The sequence below is a fragment of the 'Prunus avium' virescence phytoplasma genome (assembly GCF_050916135.1).
Lineage (GTDB): Bacteria > Bacillota_I > Bacilli_A > Acholeplasmatales > Acholeplasmataceae > Phytoplasma > Phytoplasma ziziphi.
Genome location: NZ_CP069156.1, coordinates 18,080 through 44,187, shown reverse-complemented (window position 1 = coordinate 44,187; position 26,108 = coordinate 18,080). Strand labels below are relative to the sequence as shown.

The following is a 26,108-nucleotide window of genomic DNA, read 5'->3' as shown; positions in this document are numbered from 1 at the left end:
AAACAAAAAATATTTTTTTAAAAATATTCAAAAACTAGATAACTTTAACGGAAATATTCCATTTAGTAACTATAGTAGCCAATTGTACATTAGTTCCAAATTTTCCGATAGCTAATGAAATTTGATCTTCAGTTACTAAAGCAGTGGCTATTTTTTGTTCAAAATCAATAATACTAACTTGATTAATTTGAGCAGGTTTTAAAGCATTAGCAATAAGTTCTTTCGGATCATCACTCCATAAAAATAAATCTATTTTCTCACCTTTTAAAATGTTAATAATATGTCTGATTCTAACACTTTTATCTCCGATACAAGAACCTACAGCATCAATGGTACTATCATGAGATAATAAACCTATTTTAGTTCTTAATGAAGGAAAACGAGCCATTTCGACAATTTCTATAATTCCTTCTTGAATTTCAGGAATAAATTCTTTAAAAATTTCGGTAATAAATTCAGTACAAATACGACTTACTAAAATTTTCGGCATTTTAGTAGTTTTTTGAACCTCGGTAACATAAACTTTAATTATTTCACCTATTTCAAATTCATCATTATTAAGTTTATCTTTATTTAATAATACAGTTTGAACTTCTTTTTCTAATTCTAAAGTGCAAAAATTTTTTTTGATAGAAGTTACTTTAGCATCAATTAATTTATTTTCATATTTTTTTAAAAAAATATAAATATTTTCTTTTTTAAATTTAATGATTTCTTCGTTAAGTTTATTTTTAAACTCTTGACTAGCATAAAAATTAAAATTTTTAGGATCAACTTCGATCCTAATAGTTTCTCCTATTTGCGGATTCTCTTTTAATTTTTTAGCTTCTTCTAAGTTAATACAAGTTATTTTTTTAATATTAACATTTTCTTCGTTAATCGTATTTGGTTCTGTTTCCATAACTAAATATTCTTTATATAAAAAAAATTCTTCATATTCTTTATCAAAATCTAAATGACAGCTTTTAATTTGATAATTTTTTTTACAACCAGAAATAATACTTTTTTCGAAAGCTTCTAAAGTTTGTTGTCTAGTTAACTCATGTTCTTCGGCTAATTGATCGATATGATTTAAAAAATTTTTAGTTTTCATATAATTTAATTATTATTGTTCCTTAAATATATTTAAAATTTAAATTTTAATTTTAATATACTTTCATTTAAAACTAAAATACAAACATATAAATATTTTATCATTTTTTAATATTTTTGTTTTGATAAAAAACAATTAATATAATAAAAATAAAAATTTTTTTATTTTTATTATATTAATTAATTTAGAATTAAGAATTAAAAATTTATGTTTTTAATAATATTTTTTTGTTTAATTAGATTAATTTTTAGATAAAAGAAAAAATAAAACTATTTATTTTTTTATAAACGATTTGGTTTAAATTTTGTCGTTTTTTATTTTGTTAATGATAAATTTTATTATTTATAATATGTTTTTTGAAAATTAAAAAAGACTTAAAAGTCTTTTTTATTTAGATGTTTTATTTTTTTTGTAAATAAAAATTATACTTTTTGTCTTTTTAAGATTAGGCGGAGTATTTGGTGGTGTACTATTTGGTGTGTTGTTTGGTGTATTAGGAGGAGTATTTGGTGGCGTACTATTTGGTGTGTTGTTGGGTGTATTTTTTGGCGGTGTACTAGACGGTGTACTATTTGGTGTATTAGGCGGAGTCGAACATATTCAAAACATGGTACTTCCTTTAAAATAACCAAAAAATCATTTAAAAAACATTAAAAGATTATCTAATTGATAATCTTTTTTTTTATTTAATTTTTAAAATTAAATTAATTATTATGGAAAAATTAACAACATCAGAATTGAAACAAAAAAATTTTTACGAAACAAAAAATCAAATTTTTAAAGATTTAATAAATGAATTTTTAACTAACAAAGATATAAATGATTTAAGATACAAAATTTTTAAACAAGATTATGAAATTATTAACGAAAAAACTAACAAATTAAATTTTGAAATAAAAAAAGTTAAAAATGGGTTTTTTTATTCTTTCATTAAACCATTCATTTATAAATTATCTAAAAAAGTTTATTTTCCGATATCGTTATCAATTGAAGATTCTGAACAAGAATCTTTTTTTATTTTCAATCAATTTTTAAATGATTATGTTCTTAAAAATAAAAAATATAATTTAAGTTTTTTTAGAAGAAAATTAACTCAAGGATTATCTGATTTTATTCAAAAATACCTTGGGATAAAAGATAAAAATAAATTTTCTGTCAATGAATCAATTAAAAGAAATTTTCAAATTCTAAACTATCAACAACAAGATGAAATTCTATTATCCATTTCTTTAAATAATAATTTTTCAAATCCAATAAAATTGTTTAATCAAGAAACTAAATTTCAAGATTTGAAAGAAAAAATTGAATTTGTTAAATTATCTAAAAATCAAGAAAAAGTTTTAACTAAATATTATCAACTTGATAGAAAATTTGATGATATGAATATTAATTATTTATCTAATCAAGAAATCGCCGATTCATTAAATAAAGAAAGTGAATTAAATAATGATGTGCAAAGATTTGATATTGAATCAATTAAAAATTATAAAAAACATGCTATTAAAAAACTAGCTAAATTATTTTTTAAAAAAACAATTACTAAAGAAATAACATCAAATTTATTTCATACTTACGAAATCAATTCTTCATTAGAACCAATGATAATTGTAAATAACAAAGAAATCAAAGATTTAAACAAAATCATTGAAGCCGACAAAAAATATTCAAAAGATAAAATTTTTGTTACCAACTATTTGAAAACAAATAAAAAATTAATTTCAATGACTAATTTAAATTCAAAAACCAAAGAAGAAAAAATCTTTTATCCAAATACACCTATCATTAAAACAATCAATTTATACAACATTAAAAACAACAAATTAATTAAAACAATTGAATTCACTAAAGACAAACAAATTAATTTCACCAAAGAATTTAAAAACAATGAATTAATTAAAATAATTCAATATTCATTTAATCCAAATATTATCAAAGAAACAATTATTCCAAATAAGAAGTTTTTAAAACCAAAAAACGAATTAATTGAAGAATTTATTTATATTATTGACAAAAACACAAAAAAGAAAAATTAATTAGAATCGATTTCATTGATATTAAAACTAAAAAAGTAATTACATCAAAAAAAATCTAAACTAAACAAAATTGTCCGAAGTTTGCAAGACTTAAAACTAATCAAACATTCTAAAAATGATTTATTTAAAACAATAATTTAAAAGATGTCTTATAAAGACTGACTATCTACAAAAGAATAATTTCAAATTATTTTTTATTTTAAAAACGTTTTAAAAATAATAAAAAAAAGGAAAAAAATATTATGAATAGTGTAAATTTAATAGGAAGAATCGCTACTGATTTAAAATTAGAAACTGTAAGCCCAAAATCAGGACAAACTTTCAAAGAATTTAAAAAAGTAGATTTCATCTTAGCAGTTCAAAACAACAAAAAAGATAAAGATGGTAAATTTCTAGCTAATTTTATTTCAATCACTGTAGACTGTTCCAAAAGTTTAGACACTTTTTATTTTAAAATAACTCTTTAAGACTAAAAAATTAATAGATAATTTCATATCTTTTCAAACTAAAGAAATATTTTGTTGAATTAAAAAGTGTCTAAACTTTTTTTAATAATTCTTTAATTTCAAAAGATATTTTTTTAAATATTGTACCCTTACACTATATAGTTAGGTAAAAAAAGTGAAAAACTCTCCAACAAAATGAAAAAAAATTAACTTTTATTATTAATTATATTATTTTTCTTAAAAAAAGGCGCACTAAAATAACCTTTTACAAGGTTATATTATTTTATTTTACATCAACTAAAAATTTATCTCAAATTTTGAATATATTGAGATGGAGTTGAATTGTTTAATTTAGTTAAAATCCATTTAGTATTCCAAAATTTCGGAAAATGATTAATTAATTTTTTCATTTTATCAGGAGATTTTTGAAATAAAAATGGATGTTGATGTTGTAAAATACTTTTCATTTGGCCGAAAAAGTTTTCAATGACGGCGTTATCACGAGGGGTGGCTTTTCTTGACATGCTGATTAAAAAACCTTTTTTCGTTAAAGTTTTTTTGAATTTTGAGTGATTGATAAACTTTGCCTTGATCGGAATGAATAATACAAGGTTCTTTTAATAAAGGTAATTTTTTTAATAGTATTTAAAACTAAATTTTTATTTTGTTGGTTCGAAACATGTGAAGCGATTATTTGGTTGTTAAAAGAGTCAATAATACAAGAAAAATAAAGAAAACCTTGATTAGTTTTGAAATAAGTGATATCAGTAAAGAGTTTTTGGAGGGGTTTGGTGGCCATAAAATCTTGATTGATTAAATTAGGAATTATTTGGAGATTATTTTTTAAATTACGATAAGTAAAATTTTTTTTAATTCTTAAACAACAATTAATGTTATTTTTTTTCATGATGGTGTAAACTTTTTTCTTGGTGATAAATTCATTAAAGGTTTTTTGGTATAAATCAGTGATTTTTCGATGGCCGTAAAAATATTGATAATGGAGACATAAAGCTTTAATTCTTTTTTGTTGTAACAGGTATTTTTCTTCTTTTTCTTTTAGTTTATTTTTCATTTTCAACCAATAATAATAAGTACTTCTTTTAATTTGAATTGTTTTTAAAATAGTGGTTAAATTAAGAGTTTGATTGAATTGGTTGACTAAATGAAAAACCATTTTTTTATCAATTTTTTTAATTTTTTCAATAATTTTTTGTAATAATTTAATTTTTTGTTTTAATTTTTGCATCTTAATACCAATTATTTTCAAATACATCAATTATTATAACTCTAAAAGATTTTTTATTGGATAAATAAGCTCTTCAGCGCTTTCATCTTTTTTTTCATATATATAATAAATAAATACTTGGTAAGGCAATTAATTTAAAAATTAAATTTGATTTAATGATTGAAATAAATTAAAAAAATAAAATTACTTAAAAAAGAGGTTTTTATGATATCGATAAATAATAATGATATTAAAAATGATAATGCGATAATATCAAATATCGATATCATTATTATATATCAATATAAAATATAAAATATCACTGGTTGAATAAGTTAGTCTTTATATAGATTATTTTTAAAGACAAACTGTTAGTAAACTGTTATAAAACTGTTATAAAACTGTTAGTAAAGTGTTATAAAGTATTATAAAGTTGTTAGTTTTCTTTTTTTATTAAATATTTATACATAGGATGTAGTTTTTTCACCCGATATCCTTGTTTATCTTTTGTTAAAAAGAATTGAATATATTTTAAGTCTTCTTTTCGATAATAAATAATGTTTAACCCTTTTTTATAGTTAGTTTTCATGGGTTTATGGTATTTATCTAGTTTTTGAGGGTCTAATTGATATAATTGTAAAGTTTTTAATTGGTTGACATCAATTTTCCCGATTAATTCTTTGATGATATTTTTAAATTCATTTTTATAATTGATTTGGAAGATATTAAATAGGTGTTTAAGGGGGTTATTTTGGCTTTTAAGCGGGGTTAAATCAGAAAGTAATAGTTTACCTATTACTAGAAGAGAAATTATCATTAATTAAGGTTATTTTTGTTTTTTTCATTTCTTCTAAGATTTGAGGATCGACAAAGAGAGTTTGGTTTTTCGGACGGTAATTAGCTTCTTGGTAGGTATTTTTCTTTTTAGAATGAGCAATAATAGTGAGATTGATTAAATCTTCTTTTAATATTTTTAAAAAGTTTTTAATTTGGGTTAAGTCGTTAGGGGTGGTTTTTGTGTTCCAACCTCCGATTCTAATTTCTTGATTGGTATCTTTTTTCATCTTTTTTCTCCTTTTGGGTTATTTAGTATTCAGTTATTTTTCTAATAGTTTTTCCGTCTGATTGATAATGAGTTTTTTTAACCTTGTTACCAGTATTTTTATTGTATTCAGTTACAAAATTAATAGTTTTACCATCAAATTGATAATAAGTATATTTAACTAGTTTACCTGTGGCTTTATCGTATTCATATACACTTTTAAGAATTTTTTCGTCAGATCGGTAATAAGTTTTTTTAAATGGCTTTTTATTATTTTTATCGTATTCATATACACATTTAATAGATGTTCCATCAGGTTGATAATGAATTTGTTTAATGGCTGTTTCAGTTTCTTTATCGTATTCACCAATAAATTTTTTCCTGCCATTATTAATAAATTTTTCTATAATTGTTTTCATTTGTTTTCTCCTTTTTGATTGTTTGTTATAAAAATAAAAACCCTAAATAGTTGAATTTAGGTTTATATATACTTTTATGAGAGTGTGTTAATGTATTTATATGTATAGATGTTATATATTGGTGTAACAAAATAATAATTTAATTAATTACTTCTACTTTGTCTTCGCCAAAGAAATGAACCGCTAAATCGACGATGATTTTATTTTTGGCCTCTTCATAAGTAATGTATGGGTCTAAAAAACATTTTTGATATGCTTCTTTTCCGTATTGACGTAATAAATCATCGACATCTTTACAAGTTTGGTCGTAAGGAGGTAAAATGTGTCTAATTTCGTATAAAAGTTTGCTTCTTTAAGTTGTTCTCCTAAGGCTTCACTTCGTTTTCGGCCTGTCTCGTCGTTATCTAAGGCGATAATGACTTTGATATTTTCTTTTTTGAGAATTTCTAGTTGAGATTGAGAAAGTAATTGAGTGACACAAATGAGACCGACCACGTTTTTAATACTATTTTGCCAACAACTAATGACATCAAAAAAACCTTCATGAATGATAATGGTTTTTGTTTGTTTGATAAAAGGTAACGCTTCAAAAAAACGATAACTAAAATGAAAGGTCGGTGTTTTACTAAAATTATTTAATGATTGATATTTTGGTTGAAAGTAAGAAACTTCGCGAAAATGGTTTTGATAAAAATGAAAAGTTTGATGATAACCATTTTCAATGGGGATAATAATTGAACCATGGAAAGTATCATGATAATATTTTTTTCTTTGTTGATTAGTTTTTTCTTTGATAAAACCATATTCTAATAATTTATCGATATTAATATTTTTCTTTTGACAGTAATTTACTAACCGAAAAGATAAAGGTTTATCAGATAATGGGGCATAGCCTAGTTTAAATTCTTTAATAGTTTCTACAGTGAGTTTTCTTTTTTGAGTTAAATATTCTATTCCTGGTTGGCTTTCGTTGTTGCGATTAATGGTTAATAAATAATGATAATAATCTCTAATTTGGTTGAATAAGGGTGAGATTTTTTTAAATAATTGTTTCTTTTTGATATTAATTTCCTGTTCGTCAACTGGTTGTTTTGGTTTAATTGGATGATATGGTTGTTGAAAAGGGTTAGTAGTTGTTTGCGTTGTTTCTTTTTCTTGTTGGATTAAGGTTTTAAATTCGAAAGAATTCATAAATCCTTCTATTCTTTGAATCGCTTTAGAAAAAGATTTAATTTGACGGATAGTCATATAAACATCAATCAGATCGTAATCTCGACCACATTTCCAACAATGAATTTTGTTAGTAGAAGTGAAATGACAACAAGTAGGATTGTTTCCTTGATGAATGGGACAAGGGAAACGATATTTGGGGTTGAAGTTTGGTGGTATGATATTTAATTTTTTTAATAAAACTGACATGGGGAAATGAATTTGGATGTGTTTTATTTTTTCTTGATAATTCATTGATAAATTCCTTAATAATTTTCTAATAGATAAGGTAAGATATAACCTATTTCTTGAAAGGTTTGGGTGGTCATTTCAAAGTGATAAACTAAGTTTTTTTTAGTACCACTTCGATTCTTTTTAATAGATAATTCAATGATTTTTTGAGATTCATTGTTTTTTGATGCTAAATATAATTGATTACAATTTTGATTATAGATATTCAAAGGTTTTTCTTGGTCTTTGGATAGTTTGGGTTGGAATTCAGACATCATTAAGACGATGTCGGAGTTGGTTTCGATACCACCACTTCCTTTTAAAGCGGTGATTTCAGGGGATTTTCCTTGGTAATGGCTATAAGTATCTCTCGAAAATTGTGAGAGAATGATAATAACGATGTTTAATTCCATGGCTAATTGTTTGAGTTTAGTCATAATTTCGTCAATGGCTAGACGGTCATTTTCTAAATGATTTGTGGCTTTTGTAATTTGAAGATGATCGATGACAATCATTTCAACTTTTTTTTCTAAATGAAGGCGATAAACTAAATCAATGATATAATCAATGTTTTTACTTTTGTCATAACTAAACGATAAATTAATGTTAACAAAAAATTGTTTGGCTTGTTTCATCCTTTCCGTGTATTTGAGTAGTGTGATGTTTAAATCTTTCAAATTTTTATCTAAAATAACATCTAGAGGAATTTGAGTTTGGTGGGCTAATAATCGACTTAAATTTTCTTCTAAGGTCATTTCATAAGAAAAAACTAACATATGGGGATAATGTTTAGTTTCTTGATGTTTGGTTTTGGCGATATCTAAAAGAAGATTGTAGACAAAAGTGGTTTTACCTAATCCAGTATAGCCCCCAATGGTGATGATTTGACTTTTTTTAAATCCTTTTGTGGCTTGATTTAAGCCTCGGAAAGTTTTTGATAAGCGGTAATATTCTTCTTGGATTTTTTGTTTGGATTGTTGATCGGTTTTAAAAAACTCAGGATGACAAGAGGACATTTGATTTAAAGTTAATAAGGTTTGGTCTGATTTGTGAGGAATCAAAGTCATAAATTTTCTTAATTTATCAAAGATTTCTTGGTAATATAAGTTTTTAGTGTAAGGATCTTGATTTTCAAAAGAAGGACTAATAAATTTTAAGAGTTGTCGGAACAGTTTTTCTTGGGTATAGGTATGTTTTAAGTTATCTAAGAAATTAAGGTTATTTTCCTTACTAAAATCATCACTTAAAAAAGATAATGATTCTTTAGTAAAGTTATCTTGGGGGAAATAGGTTTGAAGATAGGTGAGTAATTCTTCGATTATCTCATTTTGAGACTTTATTTTATCAAAGGGATGATTAGTTATTTTTCCTAAAGTTAAATATTTTAAGGCCTGAAAGATTTTTGTATGTTGTTTATCTAAAAAAGATTGTGGATCAATGAGCTGAAAATAAAAACTTAATTGTTCAGCTTTATTTTGGTTCATATAGGAAATGATTTGTTTTAACGCTTTTTGTTCGTTGGTTAACATTTTATATTAAATCCTTTTTTATTTTTTTAATGATGTTGATGTTAGAAAAAGGGATGAATTGACGGGTAATTAAGTTTTGTAAGAAATTGTTGGCTGAATTGGAAAATAAGTTAATTACTTGATTAATGCCTTGGATTTTTCCTTGGTTGATTTTATTGTTTAGTCTTTGAGTTTCTGGTTCGTTGTTGATTAATAAATAAAACTCAAAACGAGTATCTAATTTTTTGAGTTGTTGGGCCTCTATCATGGCTTGTTTATAGCGTTCACGAAGACATGTTTTAAAATTAAAAGCGATGATTCTTTTCTTTTTAGTAAATAAAACTAAATCAAATTTAATGTCAGGGATAAAAAATAAATTTACTTGAGGGTATAAATTAGTGATTCCTTTATTGTTTAAGTATAATAAAATTAAATATTCATTGATTTTACCACAAATGACTTTTTGACTTTGAGAGTTGATGTTATTTTGGTTAAAATAATGGTTTAATTGTTGGTAATTGGTTTTCATATACTTGTCAACAGAAAGATTAAAGGTAGTTTTTTTAAAAAAACATTTTAAGATTTCCACAGTTTGGATATTAGTATTAAATTGTTGAATATTAAAAAAATCTTGGTTATTTAACATTTGATATTCCTTTCTTTAAATAAAAAAAACCTTTAAATTAAGGTCTTTTGTTGGTTTTTTTAGTTTTAAAAATTCTTTTTGTTTTCCAGGTAATGATGCCATCTTTATGAATGGTTTTGATTTTTCCATTAGAAAAATAGATGTAAGTATTGCCATTTTGGCAGGTCTTTTTAGTTATGATCGCCATTTGATAGTACTCCTATTTGTTTAATAATTTGTTTGACATTAGATTTGATAGAATCACTTCCGTTTAAAATTAATTTATTAACTCCACTAGTATAATGAGTGATATAATGATCATATCCTTGGCGAACATTTTGAAAATAAGTTAATGATTGTCTTTCAATGAGATCTCTTTGATGGTTTTTTTGATTTTTCTTTCTGGTTCTTCCGATAAGAGGGTCAATGTCTAAATAAATTAATAAATCAGGTTTTTTTAAGATAGTTTCATGATTTATCTTAAAGATCTTTTTTAAAGGTAAAAGTTGTTTCTTTTCCTTAGAAAAGGGAAATAATTGATAAGCATAAGTAGATGGTAACCAACGGTCTAAGATAATTAATTGGTTATTTTTTAATTGAGGAACAATTAATTCCGCTTGGATTTGAGACATATTAGCCAGACTTAAATAAAAACGAGTGATATAATCTACTTGTTGAAAATTTAAAAATAAATCTCTAATTTCCTTCCCAAGTGAACTACTCCCTAAACCTTGATACAGTTGATGAGGGGTTTTTAATTGGGGTTGAAGGGCGTGAATAAGAGAAGTTTTTCCACTCCCGTCAAGTCCTTCGAAAACGATTAATTTCATGATTGATTTCTCCTTTAATTTTCAATTTGGGTATAAAAAAAAGACCTTCAATTTGAAGGTCTAAAAGTATGAATTAATTATTTGATTTTGCTTAATTGTTTTAAATAAGTGGTTTTTTCTAATTCGTTTTTGGCTTTGGTTAAAAGAGTTAAGTATTTTTGACTATCTTGAATCATTTTGGTAATAAAATTATTGTCTAAGTAAATTCTGACTACATGATAATCATTATCATTAAAATAAACTAAAAAGTAGGCAAATGTTGCTTGGGAACAATAAAGTTGGCATTGTACTTGGGCCCAGTAGTATTGAGGGATATGTTCGAGTTGAGGATGAGTTAAAAACTGAGTCCAAGTGGATGATATTGCTTGGTTTTCGTTCACAAAAGGACATTTTATTTCTAAAACGATTTTGTTTTGTTCGTTGTAACCATCCAAAGAAGCAGAAAAAAGATTAACCTGATCGTCAGTAAAAATAGTATCTTCAAAAATTAGATTAGTCTTGTTAATAAAAAATTGACGTGCGATTGGCTCCATTTTTTGTCCATGAAGAGTATATTGATTGGAAGTAAAAGTCGTGCCAAAGAGTTTATCATGGACTAATTGTTCCATGGAACGAAAGGGATCTAATCCCGTAATGGAGGCGATTTCGGAGGCGTTGATGTATTTTTTGCGGTGTTGGTACCACGCTCTCGTCCTTTGGTTTAAATTACTAATTTGCATTTTTATTTTTCTTCTTTCTTGAATATTTTTTTAATTAATAATATCAAATATTTACCTAAATAATAAAATAAACGGAAAAGGTAATAAATAGTTTTAATGATAAAATCAATTAAATATAATAAATGAGGGATAAATAATAAAATAATTATTAATAAACCCAAGTTTAACCATTGATTTTGATAAATAAGAAAATAACTACTTATTTTATGAAGAATATTATTTAACTTAGTTAACCAAGTATTAAATAGATTCCACATGATAATTTGAATTCTTCGTGGTTAAATATTGATAAAATTGAATTTCTTCATTAAATAATGGTTTGTAATAACGAATTAAATATTCTCCTTGCACATAATATAATAATTTTTGTATTTGTGTAATACCGCTCCCATATTTTTGAAGACAATTGTCTAAAAGATATTTAGCGATATCAAATATATTAAATTCTTTTTTTTGGTTTGTCATTTTTATTTCCTTTTTATTTTTAATTTGTTTTTCTAATTTTTTAATTTGATCTTTCATTAGTTTTGCCTTCTTTCTTTTTTTTGAATTTAAATTTTTGTAATAAAAAAAGAATTAAAAATTAATTTAATTCTTTGGGTTTTTTGGGTGGCGGAGTAGTATCTAAAAATTGATAATATCTTTTATCAACACATTCTACACCGTCAATCTGCCAATTATCATAGATCCAACCCTCTTGATATGTATAATAATGGGTGTTGCCGTTTTCATCATAAAGGGTTTTGTTAGAACGACCGATTTTACTTCGGACTTCATTAACTGTATAATAACCGTTATATTGGATATAACATTGTTTTAGCCAATTTAAATATTGAGTGTGATAGTTGTCTAACAAATTAAGTTTAAATGATAAATCTTGGCAGATGATGTAATAAATTGTATTTTTAGTTTCAAAAATATGTTCTATTATTGTAACGTCAGTTGATAGATCAAATTTTTTATCAATAATAGATTCTTTTTTCACTTCAATGTCTGCGTGAAATCGCATTAGGCGTTGGTTATATTTTCCTTCGAAATTATAAAAGTTATTATCTCTTTTCCAATTGCGAATAGCTTCATAAGGGTTTTCAGAGTCGGGAAGGTCAATTTTTATTATTTTTTTGTAGATATCAAAAGTAAAAAGATAGATGTTTTTAGCACCATTGGAAAGTTGTAGTAAATCTTCTATACTTTCTGAAGTAATTTTGGTTTGGGGAGAAACACTTAAAATTCTAATACCATCGTCAAAATAAATAGCATCTATTTCAGTTTTATTGAGATTATTTAAGGTTTTTTTCGGCAAAAGTAAAACTAAACCAGTATTAGGGGTAGCGTTATAACAGCCTAATTTAATGGTTATTGGTTCTTTGATAACATTATTTTTAATTAAAAAATCATTAATGATTTTTTCTTTGTTTTGGATTTGGTCGGCAAAAATATTGGTTTCTATTAAATTGATTTCAGGTTCTATTTCGTTAAGAATTACATTAGCGTCCCAAAAGACAAAAGCTTCTTCAATGGCGATTTCGTATTTTAAAAGGTCTTCTAAGGTATATTCATTGTCTTTAACGGGATATTCTTCATTAAAAGGATTAAATCTTGATTTAAAATAAACACCTAAGAGACCTTCTGGTGGTTTTTTTAAATACAAATCAATGTATTTGTCGGCACTACGGTTATATGAAGGTGTTATCGATATGTTTGTCGTTTCCATTTTAATTTCAAAATATTCCAAAATTTTAGGAATATCTTTCCTTGATGAAACTCTGATATCATAACGTTTGAGTTTTGGTTGAGTTGTCAACCATTCTTGTTTAATGGCTTCGTATTCAGCTAGTTTTATAGGGAACTTGTGGTGACAGTGAAAATATGGTTGCGCAAAAATATAAAATGAAATAAAAATTGTTATTAAAATAATTATTAAATATTTTAAATATTTAAATAAAGGGAATTTTGGTTGAACGCATAATTTGGTGACACCTCCTTAGATGTGGATTTTATTATAAAATTGTGTAAAATAAAATACTTTGCGTATGAATGATCTTGATGTTTTTTTTCGTATTCTTGTTTTTCTTGTTGTTGTCGTTTTTCATATTCTTGTTGATTTATTTGTTGATTTTTTAGAAACTTATGTCCTAAATATAACCAAACTAATGGAATACAGATATCAACTATAATAGCAACTATGCCTAAATAATCTTGCGCTTGCATTTTTACCCACTCCTTTAGTTTATGTTTGTTTTCTTTTACTTTTTGTTATTTATTTTTATTTATTTATTGACTACTTGAATTATCAAATATCTTTGTATAAATTACAACAAAAAAAGATTCTCATAGAGAGAATCTTATATGTGGATATATGTTAATGATTGCGATTATTATTATTGATAATGTGATAAAATAAATTGTTTTGTTGTTCTAAATTACGAATTAATTCGTTGTAATTATCTCGAAGCATTATTAAATTTTGGAGACGTTGGGGTTGTAATTGTTCGTCGGTCATCAGTATATATTCAATTATATTGTTTCTTTCTGTTGTGTATTCGCGCATCTTGTTGTTATTTCTAGTGATGTTTTGCCAAACTAAATTATTATTGTTAGTATCTATGGCCATTACTTGTTTATTATTGTCAATGACAAATAATAATCCTAAAAAAATAAATAAAATTATTTGAAATAAAAATAAATGTTTTTTTAATTTAAACATTAATTCATAACTCCTTTAATTTTTTATCCCTCGGATGGGGTGATTTCGTAGAGTTTTTGAAGTTCGGAAAGGGGGGGAGCCGAATAGACGATTTGTGGAGGTTTCATCATAATCACACTGTATTGAATCTCTTAATTTGATGGTACCAGATAACATTCCTTCGTACATTATTTGTTTACTTTCTAAGGAACCAATTTGGTTTGAAATTTGGGCATAAAAAAAGACCTTCAATTTGAAGGTCTTAGAGTTTTAATTATTATTTAAATTTACTTAATCGTTTTAAATAAGTTGTTTGTGATAATTCTTGTTTGGATTTGTGTAGTAATTCTAAATATTTTTTACCATCTGCAATCATTTTATTAATGAAGTTATTGTCTTGATAAATTCGTACCACATGATAGTTTTGGTCGTTAAAATAAACCAAAAAGTAAGCAAATTTAGCTTGACTACAATAAAGTTGACATTGAACTTGGGCCCAGTAGTATTGAGGAATATTTTCTAAATGAGGATTGGTTAAAAAACTAGTCCAAGCGGATGAGACTTCTTGGTTTTCATTAACAAAAGGACATTTAATTTCTAAAACAGCTTGATGTTGTTTGTTGTATCCATCTAAAGATGCGGAAAAAAGGTTAACTTGATCATCAGTGAAAATGGTGTCTTCGAAAATTAAATTGGTTTTTTGTATGAAAAACTGTCGCGCGATAGGTTCCATTTTTTGGCCATGGAGAGTATATTGATTAGTGGTAAAAGTGGTACCAAAGAGTTTATCATGAACTAACTGTTCCATGGAACGAAAAGGGTCTAACCCCGTAATGGAAGCAATTTCGGAAGCGTTAATATATTGTTTGCGGTGTTGATACCATTCTTTGGTACGTTGTGATAGTTTGATTTGCATGGTTATTTACCTTTCTTAAAAATTTTTTTTAATAATGAAAAAAGATATTTTCCTAAATAATAAATAAATTTAATTATATGATAAAGACATTTAAAAAGAAAATCAATTAGATATAAAAAATGGGGAAGAAATAATAAAATAATTGTTAATAAACCTAAGTTTAACCATTGATTTTGATAAGTAAAGAAATAATCACTTATAGTTTTAAGGTTGTTGTTTAACTTAGTTAACTAAGTATTGATTAATTTCCACATGATTGGGTTGCTTCGTGGTTAAATATTGATAAAATTGAACCACTATTCCTTGTTTTAGTTGGTTAATGCTTAGTTTAATGGTTAAAAGGTAGAATTTAATGACATAATAAATGGTGATAATTGGAATAAATGAAAGTAAGGTGATGACGAAAAAAATGAGATTACTAGGTAGAGATTGAAAGATTTTTTTTATTAACATAGTTTTTTGTTTCCTTTCCAAGTTGTGTGTGTTGTTAAATAAAAAAAAGACCCTGTAAGGGGTCTTTATGAAGAATTAAAATTAATCATTTTAATTTCTTTCATTATTATTTTGTTGATTTAAGGTGCTATTTGTTCTTTGTTGTTGAAATTGATCTCTGAGAATTAATTGTTGATTTATTGAATTTATTTGCTCTAAAACTCGATCTAGGGAAGCTGTGATATTTTGCATTCTAATTAAACGTGTTGCATTATCTAAATTTAAATTATTAAAATTATTATGTAACTGTTGTAATAAATTATCTCTTTCTTCTGTTAGTTGCATCATTCTTGCATCTAAATCTATTCCAGGGAAAGCATATAAAAAATTGTTGTTTTTAAATATTAATAATCCTAAAAAAATAAATGAAACTAATTTCAATAAGTATAATTGTTTTTTTAATTTAAACATTAATAAATAACTCCTTTATTTTATCTATTCCTCAGCTGAGGCGATTTCGTAGAGGGATTGGAGGGTAGAGATAGTTAAGTCTTTAAATTTTTCTGATAAATTATTTAATTTTTCTTTTAATCCTTTTTTAAAGGTTTCGGCGAGTTCTAGTTGTTCTGTTAGAGAACTTTGTTTGTTTTCTAATTTGCCGATTTGAAGTTCAATTTTTTCGATTTCGCCAATTATTTTTGATTTTTCGGTTTGTAATTTATCGATTAGAGCTTGTAATCTTTCTGATTCGACTTTATTTGGGGTTTTAGGGTTTTGAATTTCAATATTATATCTTCTTTTAAGCACTATTGCATAAGATGGGTTAATTTCGCCACATTGATATTGAAGGTTTTGGATGGTTTGGTTTTTGGCTTCTTTATCTTGTTCTAACTTGGTTTGTTGAGACTTTAATGAAGGAAATTTATCTTGAATTTCTTTAATTTTGAGATGAAAATCATCACATTCTTGTTGTTCTTTTTCGATTTTGGAGTTCCATTTTTTTAAAATTCCTAAATCATATTCTTGAGATTTTCTAATTTCATCGATTTTTATTTTTTCTTCTTGGGAAAGATTATTTGGTAATAAAGATTTGTCATCGGTTTCTGAAAGAATATAAGTTTTGATTTTTTTGAAATTAGTTGGTGAAATAATTTTTTTATATAAAAAATTATGAGGTAATTTATTATATGTATTTGTTAAATTTTCTATATCTTTGTTTAAATGTGTGATATATCTTTTTTCCACAAAATCCTCTTGTTCTTTTTTAGAAAAACTATTAAAAAGATCAGTTTTTCGACACATATTAATAATATTTTCTTTGATACAATTATTATTTTTTAAAATTTCTAATATTTCTTTTTTTAAATCTTCTCTACATAAAGGATTAGAAGAAATATCATTTAATTTATTTTTTTCTCTTTCTCTCAAATCAATTAATTCTTTAATAACTTTTGTAGTTGGATTTTTTTTAAAAAATTCTGAATTAGGATCTTCTTGTTGTTCTTGTTTTAAAGAATTATTGGTCTTGTAATAAATACCAATACCAACAAAAACTGCGATAATAATGATTATAATTGCTAAATATTTTTTAAAAAAATTATTATTATTCATAAATTTCATTTCCTTTCCGATAATAGTGATTATTATTAAATATTGAAATATGAATATATCACTATTATACAAATTTATGAATTAAATGTTTTAAAAAAATGATTTTTATTTATTAGGGATAATAACTAATTCAGGGATTTTTGTTTGACGTTTAGCTTTTTGTTTCTCTTCAAAACGTGCTTGGGCGCGAGCATAACTAGGATTTTTTTCTTTAAGTACGGCTTTTGCAGTTTCGATTTCTACGTTTTTGTCTTCTAGTTGTTGTTCTAAATTATCTTTATCATTGTATAACCCACGCGTACCTGAAACTTCTTTTAGTTTATCTACTAATTCCTCGTTGATTTTGACGTATTCTTTGATCCAGTCCTTCCATTCTTGTTCGATGACGCTACTTTGTTTGTCGTTTTGGTGTTGCCAGTTTTTTATTTGTTCTTTACAAGAAGCTTCGTTGTTTATTTTATTATATTCTTCTTTTTTCTTTTCACAGTCTTTGTAGTCGGCATTAAGTCTGGCTAAATCGCGGTCGATATCTTTAGTATACATTTCTAAAGTTTCTTTGGTAATCATTAATGGATGTTCTTTGTTTTCATTAATTACGTCGTTATACATATGCCATAATCGATGTCCTTCATGAAGAACTACAGCAGATTTAACAGCTCCTTGAGCGAATTTTCGATTAACACTAATAGTTTTTCCTAATGTTTTAATAGCGAATTTAGCAGGGAATAAATCAGTAATTTTATCAAAAGCTTTAAAAGCGGCTTTCGTTGCAGTTCCAAAAGTTAATGCGTTTTCTTTTTCATAGGTAATCAAGCGATTGTGCATGTCTTGGTATTTGTTTTTTAGAATTCCATATAAATCTCGTTCAGTTCCTATTTCTTCTAATTTTTGGTTAACTTCGTTGATGTTAGTTTGAATTTCAGCTTTGCGATCTTCCCAAGTTGTTATGATTGTTGATAGTTCTTTAAATTTTTCTGATAAATTATTTAATTTTTCTTTTAATCCTTTTTTAAAGGTTTCGGCGAGTTCTAGTTGTTCTGTTAGAGAACTTTGTTTGTTTTCTAATTTGCCGATTTGAAATTCAATTTTTTCGATTTCGCCAATTATTTTTGATTTTTCGGATTGTAATTTAGAGATTTGTGCTTGTAATCTAATTTTATCATCAGGGGATGCTAATTTTTCTTCTTCTTGTTTTTGTTTAATTTCTTTTTCTTTAGTTTCTTTATCTTGTTCTAATTGTAAAAGTTGTCCTTTTAAAATAGCGATATTGTCTGTAGTATCTTTTAATTGGTCTTTTATTTCTTTAATTTTTCCTTCGTTTTGCTCTAAAATTTTTTTAATTTTTTCTTTTTGTTCTTGAGTAATTTCTTGTTTTTCATATAATGTTTTTAATTCATCTTCACATTTTTTTAATTCGGTTTCCCAGTCTTTTTTAAGGCCTTTATAGTTATTAATAGTTTCATCGTATTTGTCAATGGCTTTATCAATTTCCCCAATTAATTGGCCGACATATTTAGATGATGGTAGTGTTTTGAAAAAAGATAAATAAATAAAACTAAAAAGAAATAAAATAATTAAAAAATAAACTAAATAGCCTTTCCAAGTAGTGCTGTAGTTGTTATGTGTGTTGTCGTATTTTCTTTTGAAGAAAAAGAAAATACTAAAAATAGAGATGGCCGTAATGGCCCAAGTATAATAGGCTCTAAAGTTAATAAAACCTTTAATTAAATTTAGTGGTGTTAACATTATTTAGTTTCTCCTTTCTTTTGATTTTCGATTTGATCTAATGTTTCGATGTTTTGGGAAACGATCATTTGATAAGCTTGTTTTAAATCTTCTTGATTGATTTCATTTCTTTTATTTTCACCAGTTCCTCTATTTTGAGCGAAGACGGTTACCGCTGTTTTTAAAATATTTTCTAAAGTACGATTAGCTTTTAAAAATTGTTGATGATGTGGTAATCTTTCTAAAGATTCATTAATCACTTCAAATAAGTATTTTTTAGCTTCGTCGCTATAAGGGTTTTTACGTTTTTTAATTAGGAATTCTAAAAATTGTTGACGTTCAACTTTGTTACCAGGTTTTACTTCGATGTTATAAGTAAATCTTGATTTAATAACTTCATCAATTTGGTCCTCGTGGTTGGTCGCGCCGATAATGAAAATAGGTTTTTCAGGGTTGTTTTCAAATGATGTCATTTCAGTTTTGAATTGGTTAACCACATTGGCAATTTCAGACCCTGCTTCTAAGGTACCTAAATCTGTAAAAATAGTTTCGCATTCATCTAAAAAGATAATGGCGCCATTGTTTTTGTCTACTTCGCGTCTAGCTGCTTCAAATAAATCTTTAACCATTTGCGGAGCTAAGCCTTTATATTTTTGTGAAAATAAAGAGCTACTTACTTCAAAGAATGGGAGTTTGGTTTCTTTGGCTAAGGCTCTTGCTAAAGTTGTTTTTCCTGTTCCTGGAACTCCGTATAACAAGATACCTAATGGAGGTTCCACGTCACCAATACCTTGATAGTTTTCTTGATTTTTAAGATAATCAATAAAACCTTTGACTGCTTTTAATTCTTGTTTAAACCCAATTAATTTATCAAAAGTTGGAAATTTTTGGGGATTAGTAGGTTGGAATTGATTTTTATCTTCTTCAAAGTTTGATATTGCAGAGGATCGGTTTTCTAATAAAGTTTGTGATTCTTGCTTATTTTGTTGTTCTATTTTTTTGGTTATATCTACATTTTGTTGTTCTATTTTTTTGGTTACATCTACATTTTGCTTTTGAAGCGCTTTTATTCCTTGTTGATGTTCTATTATTTGTTTTTCTGTTTCGATTAAAGTTTGGTGATGAATCCAAACATAAGTTCCTAGAGAAAAACAAAAAAATAAGATAATGATGGTTATCATTAAATGTTTTGAAAGTGGTTTTTGTTCGATTTGCTTTTTCATTCGGTTATTTTCCTTTCTCATAAAAAAAAGACCAAGAAAAACTTGGTCTTTATTAATCAATTAAGCTGTTTGAACAATTGAGGTTTTAATAGTTTGATTGCCGCCACTGAAAGAATTGCCTTTAGAATCAACTAATTCGTAATCAAAAATTAAGTCTAATTCAGGTTTTTTTCCATCGATAGTTTCTTTAATAATTTCTTTTTGTTCGATACCGATTTGGATTGTTATAGTTCCATTTCCTTCTTTTAAAGCCGTTAAAGGACGTTGAGATTCATCATATTCATTATTATTAACTTTCATTGATAAATTAAAAAAATTTGTCGGATTTTCAAAAGTTGTTTTAGTATCATATGAAGAAGTTATTTTTAAATATAAAGGATCCATTTCTACTCCATTTGTGTTAAGTACAGCTTTATGTTCCATTTCGATTAAATGTTGATATTTGCTTGGTTTGAAGTTTGGTATAGGAAGAGGTATAAGAATTTTATCCTCGTTATTTCCTTTAGTTCGTTCAACATTAAACAAAGGGAATTTATCTAACAATGAAATTTTTTCTTTTCTTTGTCGGGCGAAGTAATTTTGTAAAGCAGTAATTGAAACGATGGTAAAAAATAAACTAATAAAAACTACTAAAATGGTAAAAATTTTATTTTTTGTTTGTTTTTTTGTTTGTGATTTCATAATTATTTTCCTCCTGGGATTATTGATTTAATTAAGTTGATAAAATTATTGATTCCTGTAGTAAACCAAGGAATTTTATTTTCATAGTAAATAACCATAAAATAGAAAGTAATTGCCATAAAATATAAAATAAACATAGTTGTGTGAGTGATTTTTTTTAATAAATTGCATTTTTTTGTTGGGACAATAGTTATATTTTCTTGTTTAGGGTTAGTCATTGTTTTTATTTTTTGGTTGTGATTTGTTTCGTTAGTATTAGATTTTGGTTTTTTCTTAATGATTTTATTCATATTTTTTTCTCCTTTTGTTTGATATTTGTTTATTCTAATTTTAAATCTTTCACTTTATCTTTAATGGTTTTAGATAATTTGAAAGTTACTACCGTTTTTGCAGGTATTTCTAGTTTTTTTCCTGTTTTGGGGTTTTTACCTACATATGCTTTTCTTGCTTTTAATTTGAATTTACCAATTTGAGGGGATAAAATTACTTCTTCGTTGGATGTGATAGCTTCAATTAGAGCGTTCTCAAATGAGTTATAAAATTCTTCTGTTTTAGTTGCAGAAGTTTTGTTGGATAAAGCGATTTTTTTAATTAATTCTTTTTTAGTCATTTTTGGGTTTCTCCTTTTTTGATTTTTTTTGAAAATTATTGTTATTTAAATTAAAATAGAGTTTCGCTTAAAATTTAATGATGTGAAACGATGGTAAAAATTTTAATTCTACTCATAATTTTTAATAATGATTTCTTGATTGATGTTTTTATTGGTGAGATTATGGGTAGTTGTTGTTTTTATTTTTTTATAGTTTTTCTAAAATTTGAACCTTTTAATGTCTTGGTCTTGAATAACAGGTTTTTCAATTTCTTTAATAATCTCTTTTTCAATAATTTTATCTTTGAAAATAGTAATCGGTTCTTGGAAATTAGAATTTGAAGGTATATTTTCTATATTAGAATTAGCAGGTGTTTTTTCTATAAATTGAATATATACGAAAATGGCGATTATCATCCCCATCAATAAACAAATGATATTATCAAAATAATTAATTTTTGTTTTCATATCGATATATTATTTTTTTAATTATTCGACCTTTGTCATTAAATTCTTCAATACAATCAATAGTTTCGCCGTCGATACAATAAAATATTTCTTTAATCATTTGACCTTTGTCATTAAATTCGGAAATATAATGAATAGTTTCGCCGTCGGGTTGATATGTTATTTCTTTAATTTTTTGACCTTTGTCATTAAATTCGTGAATATAATGATGAATATATTTGCCGTCGGCTAGATATGTTATTTTTTTAGTCATTTGACCTTATTAACTCCTTTTTTTTAAATAATAAAAAAAATTTTTTTCTTTTATCACCTATTACTTTTGAACTGGATGGTTTTTGTTAAATGTATAAATTATTAATATATCAAAAATCATAAATTTTTTAATTTTAATTTTAAATTGCATTAATTATTTTTTAGATTTTTTTGACTAAAAATAATTAAATGATTTAAAATAAAAGACCTGAGTTAACGCTCAGGTCTTTATTAAGTTTATTTGATTATTATTGAGTTTTATGAATTTATTGTTTTAAAAAGGTAAAGTTTCTTGAGGTTTATTGTCTAAAAAGATGACATTATGTACGATTACTTTTGTATTTGTTTTCTTTTGACCTTCGTTGTTGGTGTATTTTTGGACAGATAATGTCCCTTCTAGATAAATTTTAGATCCTTTATGTAAGTATTTTTTCATGTTGTCAGCTTGGGTTCTAAAAACCACACAAGGAATATATTGTACTTTGTCTTTGTTTTGGTTAACCGCTAATTGAAAATCTATTTTAGGGACTTGTTCATTGTTAACCTTAAGTATATTGTTTGTCAAGATCATGAGTGATACGACCAATTAATTGAACTTTATTTAACATATTTTATTTTTCCTTCTTTTTGATATATTTTTTATTTATTTATAGATAAAATTTTTGAAAACAAATGTATTTAAGACTATCTGATTTGTTGATGTTGGAATCGTTTATTACTGTTGTTTCAAAAATTTTATGTTGGGCTTTGATACAAAAAAAGATTACTTTGAAAGTAATCTGGTTTTTATTTTTTTATTGTTTTGAATAACTAGTTTAAAGTCATTACGGACGAGAAAGGTTAACGTTTTTTTAATTTTTTGATAGTGATGTTTTTAATGTTTTTTACTTGTTTTAAAGATAAATTAAGTTTTTCAGCAATTTCGGTGTTGGTATAACATCTTTGATAATCTTCATTGATATTCCCTAAAGGAACACCAAAACTTAAATGGATAATTTTGAATTCGGTTTTGCTTAACTTAACTTTCATTTTTTTTAAAAAAATTTCATGATTAACTTGTTTTAACCATAATTGATGAGGGTTAAGAATTTGACAATGCCATGTATGTTTTTCTTCTTGAAAAGAAGGATTATTAGTTTTATGAGTTTTTTGAGGAATTGAAGGAGAATGACTTTTTCTTATTAATTCTCTGATTTCCGATTTGATAGTTGGAGTTGCGTAAGAAATGAAGTTATAACCTAAATCTTCGTAATTATTGAGGGCTTTGATTAATCCTAAAATCCCTTCTTGGTATAAATCCTCTTTTTGAAGGACACGCGGATAATATTTAAATTGCTTAACTAATTTATTTACTAATGGCAAATGTAAATCGATTAGTTGATAACGAATTGTTAAATTCTTTTTATTTTTTAAAAAATCTTTAAATAATTCTTGTCTCTTTAACATTTAATGCCTTTCTAAAAAACGTTTTTAGAAAAGATATGAAATTTTTTTTAGTCTTGAAACACAAAAAAAGACTAACTTAATAGTTAGTCTTAAAGATTTTTTAAAAAATAAAAAGTGTCTAAACTTTTGGAACAGTTCACTATTTTCCAATCCTTTTCTATTCAATTCATTTTTCAACTAAATTAGACCAATTTAATTACCAATTATCCTTAAAACCAATATCAGAAATAGAAAAAGAAGTAATTAAATTAAGGAAAAAAGTGAAAAAAACAGCTAAAGAGAATTCTCTCTTAATTAATTTAGAATTGGTTTTAGAATCTAAAAATCAAAATATTAATTTTTTACCAATTGATATTAATGAATCAGAAATATCCAATTTCAAAATTATTGATAATCAACATCTTTTATTACCTTTTACATCTCTTGATGGCTTAGGTATCGAAAAAGCAACTGAAATTATCAATGAACGCAATCAAAAACCATTTATCAACTTTCAAGATTTCAAATCGAGAACAAAATTAAATTCAAAAATAATTAAAATTTTAGAATAAAATTGAGAAAAATTATATAATATTTATAAATTTTAATAAAGGATTTAATTCATAAATTTAAACAATTTACAAAAAGAAATTATTCAAAATTTTAATTATCCAAAAGAATATTTAATTAATTTAATTGAAAAATATAAAAATAAAATCAACATTAAAGAAATGTTGATTTTATTTAATTTATCAAAAACAACTTATTATCGAACTAAAAACAATTTTAAAATCAAAAAAAAAAAAATTAGAACAATAAAAAATATTAGAACAAAGAATAAAAGAATTATGCATTAAAAACAAATTTTATTTTGGTTCTAAGAAAATATGTTTTTTATATAATTTAAAATATAAAACTAATTTAAATTATCAAATTATTTATCGAATCATGAAAAAGAATAATTGGTTATGTATTTTAAAACCTAAAAAACAAAAACATCCGATTTTATCTCGTTTTCAATTAGTTCCAAATATCATTAATAAAAGAAACAAAAATTATTATAGTTTAAAACCAAAAACTAAATTATTTACTGATATTACCCAATTTAAAACAAAAGATGGTATTCTTTATTTATCTTTAATTTTAGATTCATTTAATCGCAAGGTTATTTCTTTCAATTTCAGTAAACATTCTAATTCTAAACTAGTTTATGACACTTTTGATCAAATTAAAACTAAATCGTCAAATTGTCTGATTCATTTTGACCAAGGAAACATCTATCGTAGCATTAAATTTCAAAAATATTTATTAAATCAAAATTATATTTTAAGTATGTCTCATTTAGCTGAACCGAACGATAACGCAATGATTGAATCTTTCTTTGGTTTAATGAAATCAATTATTTTTCAAGAAAATCCTAATTTAGAATCATTATCTTTTAATTTATTAAAAACAAAAATCAATGATTTTATTTTTTATTATAACAATAATTGGATTTATCAAAAACTAAATTATCGAAATCCCAATTCTTATTGCCAATTAACAAAATAAAAACAAAATTAAAAAAAATGAAATAAAATTTAATTTTTTTTAATGCCTAAATTATGCATAAAAACAACAAAACAATTTAAAAAACATCTATTCTAAGGCAAAATATAATTTACTCTTTTTTGTCTTTTTCAGGGTATATATAAGTGTAAGACATTTTTATTAAATTTTATTTTAAATAAAATTAAAAAAAATGAAATAAAATTTAATTTTTTTAATGCCTAAATTATGCATAAAAATAACAAAACAATTTAAAAACATCTATTCTAAGGCAAAATATAATTTGCTCTTTTTTGTCTTTTTCAGGATATATATAAGTGTAAGACCTTTTTATTAAATTTTATTTTCGACAAAAAACAAATAAAAACAATGAAAGGAATTAATTTAAAAATTAATCTTTTAATATTTTTTCTATTTTAAAAAGTTTCGCTTTTTGAATAAGTTCGCCTTAAGGATTTTACAAAAACATATTTTTTTTGTTTGAGAATTCATATTTATAATTTAATTCCTTTTCTTAATTTTATTTAAGTTAAAAAAGTTTTTTTAACTTTTAAAATAAAAATTTGTAAATTGTTTTTTAATATTATCTTATATAAAAAAGTCAAATCATTATAAAAATTATAAATATTATTATTAATATATTTTGTTATTATTTATTTGCGTTGTTTCCCTTTATAAGTTCAAAATAGAAACAATATTTAAAATAACCCTATAAAATCAAAAGCAAAAACTAAAAATTGAGTTTAATGTTTTTATTGTCAAAACTCAGAGACAAAGGGGAATAAAAACGAAAAATAAATTGTTAAAATGCAAACTCAAAAATTTATATTGAAGGAATATTTTAAATTATTAAAAACATTTTCAATTTTCAAAATGATATTACATAAACAAAATCAAAACAATTTTAATTTTAAAAATAATATATTTTATCTCAATTATAATTCCATTTTTGAATGCCGCGAACTCTTAAAATAAATAAGACGGTTTAAACAAGATTTATCTTTTGAAATTCAATTTACAAACAAAACGGAAAATAAATATAATTATAAGTTTAATATGAAAACAAAAAAATTATTTTTAAATAAAAAAAATGTCAAACGTTTACTAACAATTCCAAAAGAAATAAAAATTTTTATAATCTCTTAAAAATTGGTAATAATCAAATAACAATT

27 protein-coding genes and 4 pseudogenes are annotated in these 26,108 nt (G+C 24.5%); 5 read left to right on the top strand and 26 right to left on the bottom strand.

Going from position 1 to position 26,108, the window contains the following annotated elements; all coding sequences use genetic code 11:
• Window positions 1-34: 34 nt before the first annotated feature.
• Window positions 35-1,093 (bottom strand): transcription termination factor NusA, encoded by a 1,059-nt coding sequence (gene nusA / locus JNO41_RS00235; RefSeq protein WP_121463941.1) that lies wholly within the window; start codon window positions 1,091-1,093, stop codon window positions 35-37.
• A gap of 481 nt (window positions 1,094-1,574) precedes the next feature.
• On the opposite strand from nusA, the gene JNO41_RS00230 reads away from it, so the two are divergent.
• From JNO41_RS00230 to JNO41_RS00220, 3 genes are all read left to right on the top strand, one after another.
• Window positions 1,575-1,721, top strand: a complete 147-nt coding sequence (locus JNO41_RS00230; RefSeq protein WP_161554979.1) for a hypothetical protein — start codon at window positions 1,575-1,577, stop codon at window positions 1,719-1,721.
• A gap of 85 nt (window positions 1,722-1,806) precedes the next feature.
• Window positions 1,807-3,126, top strand: a complete 1,320-nt coding sequence (locus tag JNO41_RS00225) for a hypothetical protein (RefSeq protein WP_432729538.1) — start codon at window positions 1,807-1,809, stop codon at window positions 3,124-3,126.
• A gap of 242 nt (window positions 3,127-3,368) precedes the next feature.
• Window positions 3,369-3,593: a hypothetical protein gene (locus JNO41_RS00220; protein ID WP_121463939.1), complete on the top strand. Its 225-nt coding sequence runs from the start codon at window positions 3,369-3,371 to the stop codon at window positions 3,591-3,593.
• 284 nt (window positions 3,594-3,877) lie between these two features.
• Here JNO41_RS00220 and JNO41_RS00215 read toward each other — a convergent pair.
• From JNO41_RS00215 to JNO41_RS00095, 25 genes and pseudogenes are all read right to left on the bottom strand, one after another.
• Window positions 3,878-4,818 (bottom strand): annotated as a pseudogene (locus JNO41_RS00215) (IS3 family transposase).
• Window positions 4,819-5,233: 415 nt separating this feature from the next.
• Window positions 5,234-5,861 (bottom strand): annotated as a pseudogene (locus tag JNO41_RS00210) (phase variable surface lipoprotein).
• Window positions 5,862-5,883: 22 nt separating this feature from the next.
• The gene (locus JNO41_RS00205; RefSeq protein WP_121463938.1) at window positions 5,884-6,258 is read right to left on the bottom strand and encodes a DUF2963 domain-containing protein; all 375 of its coding nucleotides are present in this window, start codon (window positions 6,256-6,258) and stop codon (window positions 5,884-5,886) included.
• A gap of 139 nt (window positions 6,259-6,397) precedes the next feature.
• Window positions 6,398-7,722, bottom strand: a pseudogene (locus JNO41_RS00200) (toprim domain-containing protein).
• Between the two features lie 11 nt (window positions 7,723-7,733).
• Window positions 7,734-9,227, bottom strand: a complete 1,494-nt coding sequence (locus JNO41_RS00195) for a replicative DNA helicase (RefSeq protein ID WP_121463831.1) — start codon at window positions 9,225-9,227, stop codon at window positions 7,734-7,736.
• Between the two features lies 1 nt (window position 9,228).
• Window positions 9,229-9,852 carry a hypothetical protein gene (locus tag JNO41_RS00190; protein WP_121463830.1) on the bottom strand — a complete coding sequence of 208 codons (624 nt, stop codon included), beginning with the start codon at window positions 9,850-9,852 and terminating at the stop codon, window positions 9,229-9,231.
• Window positions 9,853-9,889: 37 nt separating this feature from the next.
• Window positions 9,890-10,039 carry a hypothetical protein gene (locus JNO41_RS00185; protein WP_201736602.1) on the bottom strand — a complete coding sequence of 50 codons (150 nt, stop codon included), beginning with the start codon at window positions 10,037-10,039 and terminating at the stop codon, window positions 9,890-9,892.
• Entirely contained in the window at window positions 10,023-10,661 is a 639-nt protein-coding gene (gene tmk / locus JNO41_RS00180; RefSeq protein WP_121463829.1) for a dTMP kinase, read from the bottom strand. The genes JNO41_RS00185 and tmk overlap by 17 nt, the downstream gene beginning before the upstream one ends.
• Window positions 10,662-10,738: 77 nt before the next feature.
• Window positions 10,739-11,380: a YqaJ viral recombinase family protein gene (locus tag JNO41_RS00175; protein WP_121463828.1), complete on the bottom strand. Its 642-nt coding sequence runs from the start codon at window positions 11,378-11,380 to the stop codon at window positions 10,739-10,741.
• Between the two features lie 240 nt (window positions 11,381-11,620).
• Entirely contained in the window at window positions 11,621-11,902 is a 282-nt protein-coding gene (locus JNO41_RS00170; protein WP_121463935.1) for a hypothetical protein, read from the bottom strand.
• A gap of 61 nt (window positions 11,903-11,963) precedes the next feature.
• The gene (locus tag JNO41_RS00165; protein WP_121463934.1) at window positions 11,964-13,184 is read right to left on the bottom strand and encodes a hypothetical protein; all 1,221 of its coding nucleotides are present in this window, start codon (window positions 13,182-13,184) and stop codon (window positions 11,964-11,966) included.
• A gap of 125 nt (window positions 13,185-13,309) precedes the next feature.
• A complete protein-coding gene (locus JNO41_RS00160; RefSeq protein ID WP_121463933.1) occupies window positions 13,310-13,591 on the bottom strand; it encodes a hypothetical protein in 282 nt (93 codons plus the stop codon).
• Window positions 13,592-13,742: 151 nt separating this feature from the next.
• Window positions 13,743-14,087: an SVM family protein gene (locus tag JNO41_RS00155; protein ID WP_121463932.1), complete on the bottom strand. Its 345-nt coding sequence runs from the start codon at window positions 14,085-14,087 to the stop codon at window positions 13,743-13,745.
• 256 nt (window positions 14,088-14,343) lie between these two features.
• Entirely contained in the window at window positions 14,344-14,982 is a 639-nt protein-coding gene (locus JNO41_RS00150; RefSeq protein WP_121463931.1) for a YqaJ viral recombinase family protein, read from the bottom strand.
• A gap of 543 nt (window positions 14,983-15,525) precedes the next feature.
• Window positions 15,526-15,885, bottom strand: coding sequence for an SVM family protein (locus JNO41_RS00145; RefSeq protein WP_121463930.1), 360 nt, complete (start codon window positions 15,883-15,885; stop codon window positions 15,526-15,528).
• Between the two features lie 24 nt (window positions 15,886-15,909).
• Window positions 15,910-17,025, bottom strand: a complete 1,116-nt coding sequence (locus JNO41_RS00140; protein WP_121463929.1) for a coiled-coil domain-containing protein — start codon at window positions 17,023-17,025, stop codon at window positions 15,910-15,912.
• A gap of 105 nt (window positions 17,026-17,130) precedes the next feature.
• Window positions 17,131-18,771, bottom strand: coding sequence for a DNA double-strand break repair protein Rad50 (locus tag JNO41_RS00135; RefSeq protein WP_121463928.1), 1,641 nt, complete (start codon window positions 18,769-18,771; stop codon window positions 17,131-17,133).
• Window positions 18,771-19,973: an AAA family ATPase gene (locus tag JNO41_RS00130; RefSeq protein ID WP_432729533.1), complete on the bottom strand. Its 1,203-nt coding sequence runs from the start codon at window positions 19,971-19,973 to the stop codon at window positions 18,771-18,773. Before JNO41_RS00130 ends, JNO41_RS00135 begins: the two co-directional genes overlap by 1 nt.
• Before the next feature lie 60 nt (window positions 19,974-20,033).
• A complete protein-coding gene (locus JNO41_RS00125) occupies window positions 20,034-20,654 on the bottom strand; it encodes a hypothetical protein (RefSeq protein ID WP_121463926.1) in 621 nt (206 codons plus the stop codon).
• A gap of 2 nt (window positions 20,655-20,656) precedes the next feature.
• Window positions 20,657-20,944, bottom strand: coding sequence for a hypothetical protein (locus JNO41_RS00120; protein ID WP_121463925.1), 288 nt, complete (start codon window positions 20,942-20,944; stop codon window positions 20,657-20,659).
• A 29-nt stretch (window positions 20,945-20,973) separates the two neighbouring features.
• On the bottom strand, window positions 20,974-21,264 hold the full coding sequence (locus JNO41_RS00115) for an HU family DNA-binding protein (protein WP_121463924.1): 291 nt from the start codon (window positions 21,262-21,264) through the stop codon (window positions 20,974-20,976).
• A 198-nt stretch (window positions 21,265-21,462) separates the two neighbouring features.
• Complete coding sequence (locus JNO41_RS00110) at window positions 21,463-21,711, bottom strand: hypothetical protein (protein ID WP_201736622.1); 249 nt, start codon at window positions 21,709-21,711, stop codon at window positions 21,463-21,465.
• A complete protein-coding gene (locus JNO41_RS00105) occupies window positions 21,695-21,964 on the bottom strand; it encodes a DUF2963 domain-containing protein (RefSeq protein WP_121463818.1) in 270 nt (89 codons plus the stop codon). The genes JNO41_RS00110 and JNO41_RS00105 overlap by 17 nt, the downstream gene beginning before the upstream one ends.
• Before the next feature lie 273 nt (window positions 21,965-22,237).
• A pseudogene (locus tag JNO41_RS00100) lies at window positions 22,238-22,571 on the bottom strand (single-stranded DNA-binding protein).
• Window positions 22,572-22,803: 232 nt separating this feature from the next.
• Window positions 22,804-23,409 carry a sigma-70 family RNA polymerase sigma factor gene (locus JNO41_RS00095; RefSeq protein ID WP_121463923.1) on the bottom strand — a complete coding sequence of 202 codons (606 nt, stop codon included), beginning with the start codon at window positions 23,407-23,409 and terminating at the stop codon, window positions 22,804-22,806.
• 260 nt (window positions 23,410-23,669) lie between these two features.
• Between JNO41_RS00095 and JNO41_RS00090 the strand changes: the two genes are divergently transcribed.
• Together JNO41_RS00090 and JNO41_RS00085 are read left to right on the top strand one after the other, a co-directional pair.
• Window positions 23,670-23,960, top strand: a complete 291-nt coding sequence (locus JNO41_RS00090; RefSeq protein WP_161554977.1) for a hypothetical protein — start codon at window positions 23,670-23,672, stop codon at window positions 23,958-23,960.
• Between the two features lie 250 nt (window positions 23,961-24,210).
• Entirely contained in the window at window positions 24,211-24,939 is a 729-nt protein-coding gene (locus tag JNO41_RS00085) for a DDE-type integrase/transposase/recombinase (protein ID WP_320410448.1), read from the top strand.
• Window positions 24,940-26,108: the final 1,169 nt, after the last annotated feature.

What these genes read in the sequence shown, in the direction of transcription:
- JNO41_RS00155 (WP_121463932.1), bottom strand. Translation starts at nt 14,087, where the DNA reads ATGTTTAAATTAAAAAAACATTTATTTTTATTTCAAATAATTTTATTT.
- JNO41_RS00120 (WP_121463925.1), bottom strand. Translation starts at nt 20,944, where the DNA reads ATGAATAAAATCATTAAGAAAAAACCAAAATCTAATACTAACGAAACA.
- JNO41_RS00150 (WP_121463931.1), bottom strand. Translation starts at nt 14,982, where the DNA reads ATGCAAATCAAACTATCACAACGTACCAAAGAATGGTATCAACACCGC.
- JNO41_RS00115 (WP_121463924.1), bottom strand. Translation starts at nt 21,264, where the DNA reads ATGACTAAAAAAGAATTAATTAAAAAAATCGCTTTATCCAACAAAACT.
- JNO41_RS00110 (WP_201736622.1), bottom strand. Translation starts at nt 21,711, where the DNA reads ATGAAAACAAAAATTAATTATTTTGATAATATCATTTGTTTATTGATG.
- JNO41_RS00140 (WP_121463929.1), bottom strand. Translation starts at nt 17,025, where the DNA reads ATGAATAATAATAATTTTTTTAAAAAATATTTAGCAATTATAATCATT.
- JNO41_RS00160 (WP_121463933.1), bottom strand. Translation starts at nt 13,591, where the DNA reads ATGCAAGCGCAAGATTATTTAGGCATAGTTGCTATTATAGTTGATATC.
- JNO41_RS00205 (WP_121463938.1), bottom strand. Translation starts at nt 6,258, where the DNA reads ATGAAAACAATTATAGAAAAATTTATTAATAATGGCAGGAAAAAATTT.
- JNO41_RS00175 (WP_121463828.1), bottom strand. Translation starts at nt 11,380, where the DNA reads ATGCAAATTAGTAATTTAAACCAAAGGACGAGAGCGTGGTACCAACAC.
- JNO41_RS00185 (WP_201736602.1), bottom strand. Translation starts at nt 10,039, where the DNA reads ATGGCGATCATAACTAAAAAGACCTGCCAAAATGGCAATACTTACATC.
- JNO41_RS00125 (WP_121463926.1), bottom strand. Translation starts at nt 20,654, where the DNA reads ATGAAATCACAAACAAAAAAACAAACAAAAAATAAAATTTTTACCATT.
- JNO41_RS00220 (WP_121463939.1), top strand. Translation starts at nt 3,369, where the DNA reads ATGAATAGTGTAAATTTAATAGGAAGAATCGCTACTGATTTAAAATTA.
- JNO41_RS00225 (WP_432729538.1), top strand. Translation starts at nt 1,807, where the DNA reads ATGGAAAAATTAACAACATCAGAATTGAAACAAAAAAATTTTTACGAA.
- tmk (WP_121463829.1), bottom strand. Translation starts at nt 10,661, where the DNA reads ATGAAATTAATCGTTTTCGAAGGACTTGACGGGAGTGGAAAAACTTCT.
- JNO41_RS00130 (WP_432729533.1), bottom strand. Translation starts at nt 19,973, where the DNA reads ATGAAAAAGCAAATCGAACAAAAACCACTTTCAAAACATTTAATGATA.
- JNO41_RS00145 (WP_121463930.1), bottom strand. Translation starts at nt 15,885, where the DNA reads ATGTTTAAATTAAAAAAACAATTATACTTATTGAAATTAGTTTCATTT.
- JNO41_RS00095 (WP_121463923.1), bottom strand. Translation starts at nt 23,409, where the DNA reads ATGTTAAAGAGACAAGAATTATTTAAAGATTTTTTAAAAAATAAAAAG.
- JNO41_RS00105 (WP_121463818.1), bottom strand. Translation starts at nt 21,964, where the DNA reads ATGACTAAAAAAATAACATATCTAGCCGACGGCAAATATATTCATCAT.
- JNO41_RS00190 (WP_121463830.1), bottom strand. Translation starts at nt 9,852, where the DNA reads ATGTTAAATAACCAAGATTTTTTTAATATTCAACAATTTAATACTAAT.
- JNO41_RS00195 (WP_121463831.1), bottom strand. Translation starts at nt 9,227, where the DNA reads ATGTTAACCAACGAACAAAAAGCGTTAAAACAAATCATTTCCTATATG.
- JNO41_RS00135 (WP_121463928.1), bottom strand. Translation starts at nt 18,771, where the DNA reads ATGTTAACACCACTAAATTTAATTAAAGGTTTTATTAACTTTAGAGCC.
- nusA (WP_121463941.1), bottom strand. Translation starts at nt 1,093, where the DNA reads ATGAAAACTAAAAATTTTTTAAATCATATCGATCAATTAGCCGAAGAA.
- JNO41_RS00170 (WP_121463935.1), bottom strand. Translation starts at nt 11,902, where the DNA reads ATGAAAGATCAAATTAAAAAATTAGAAAAACAAATTAAAAATAAAAAG.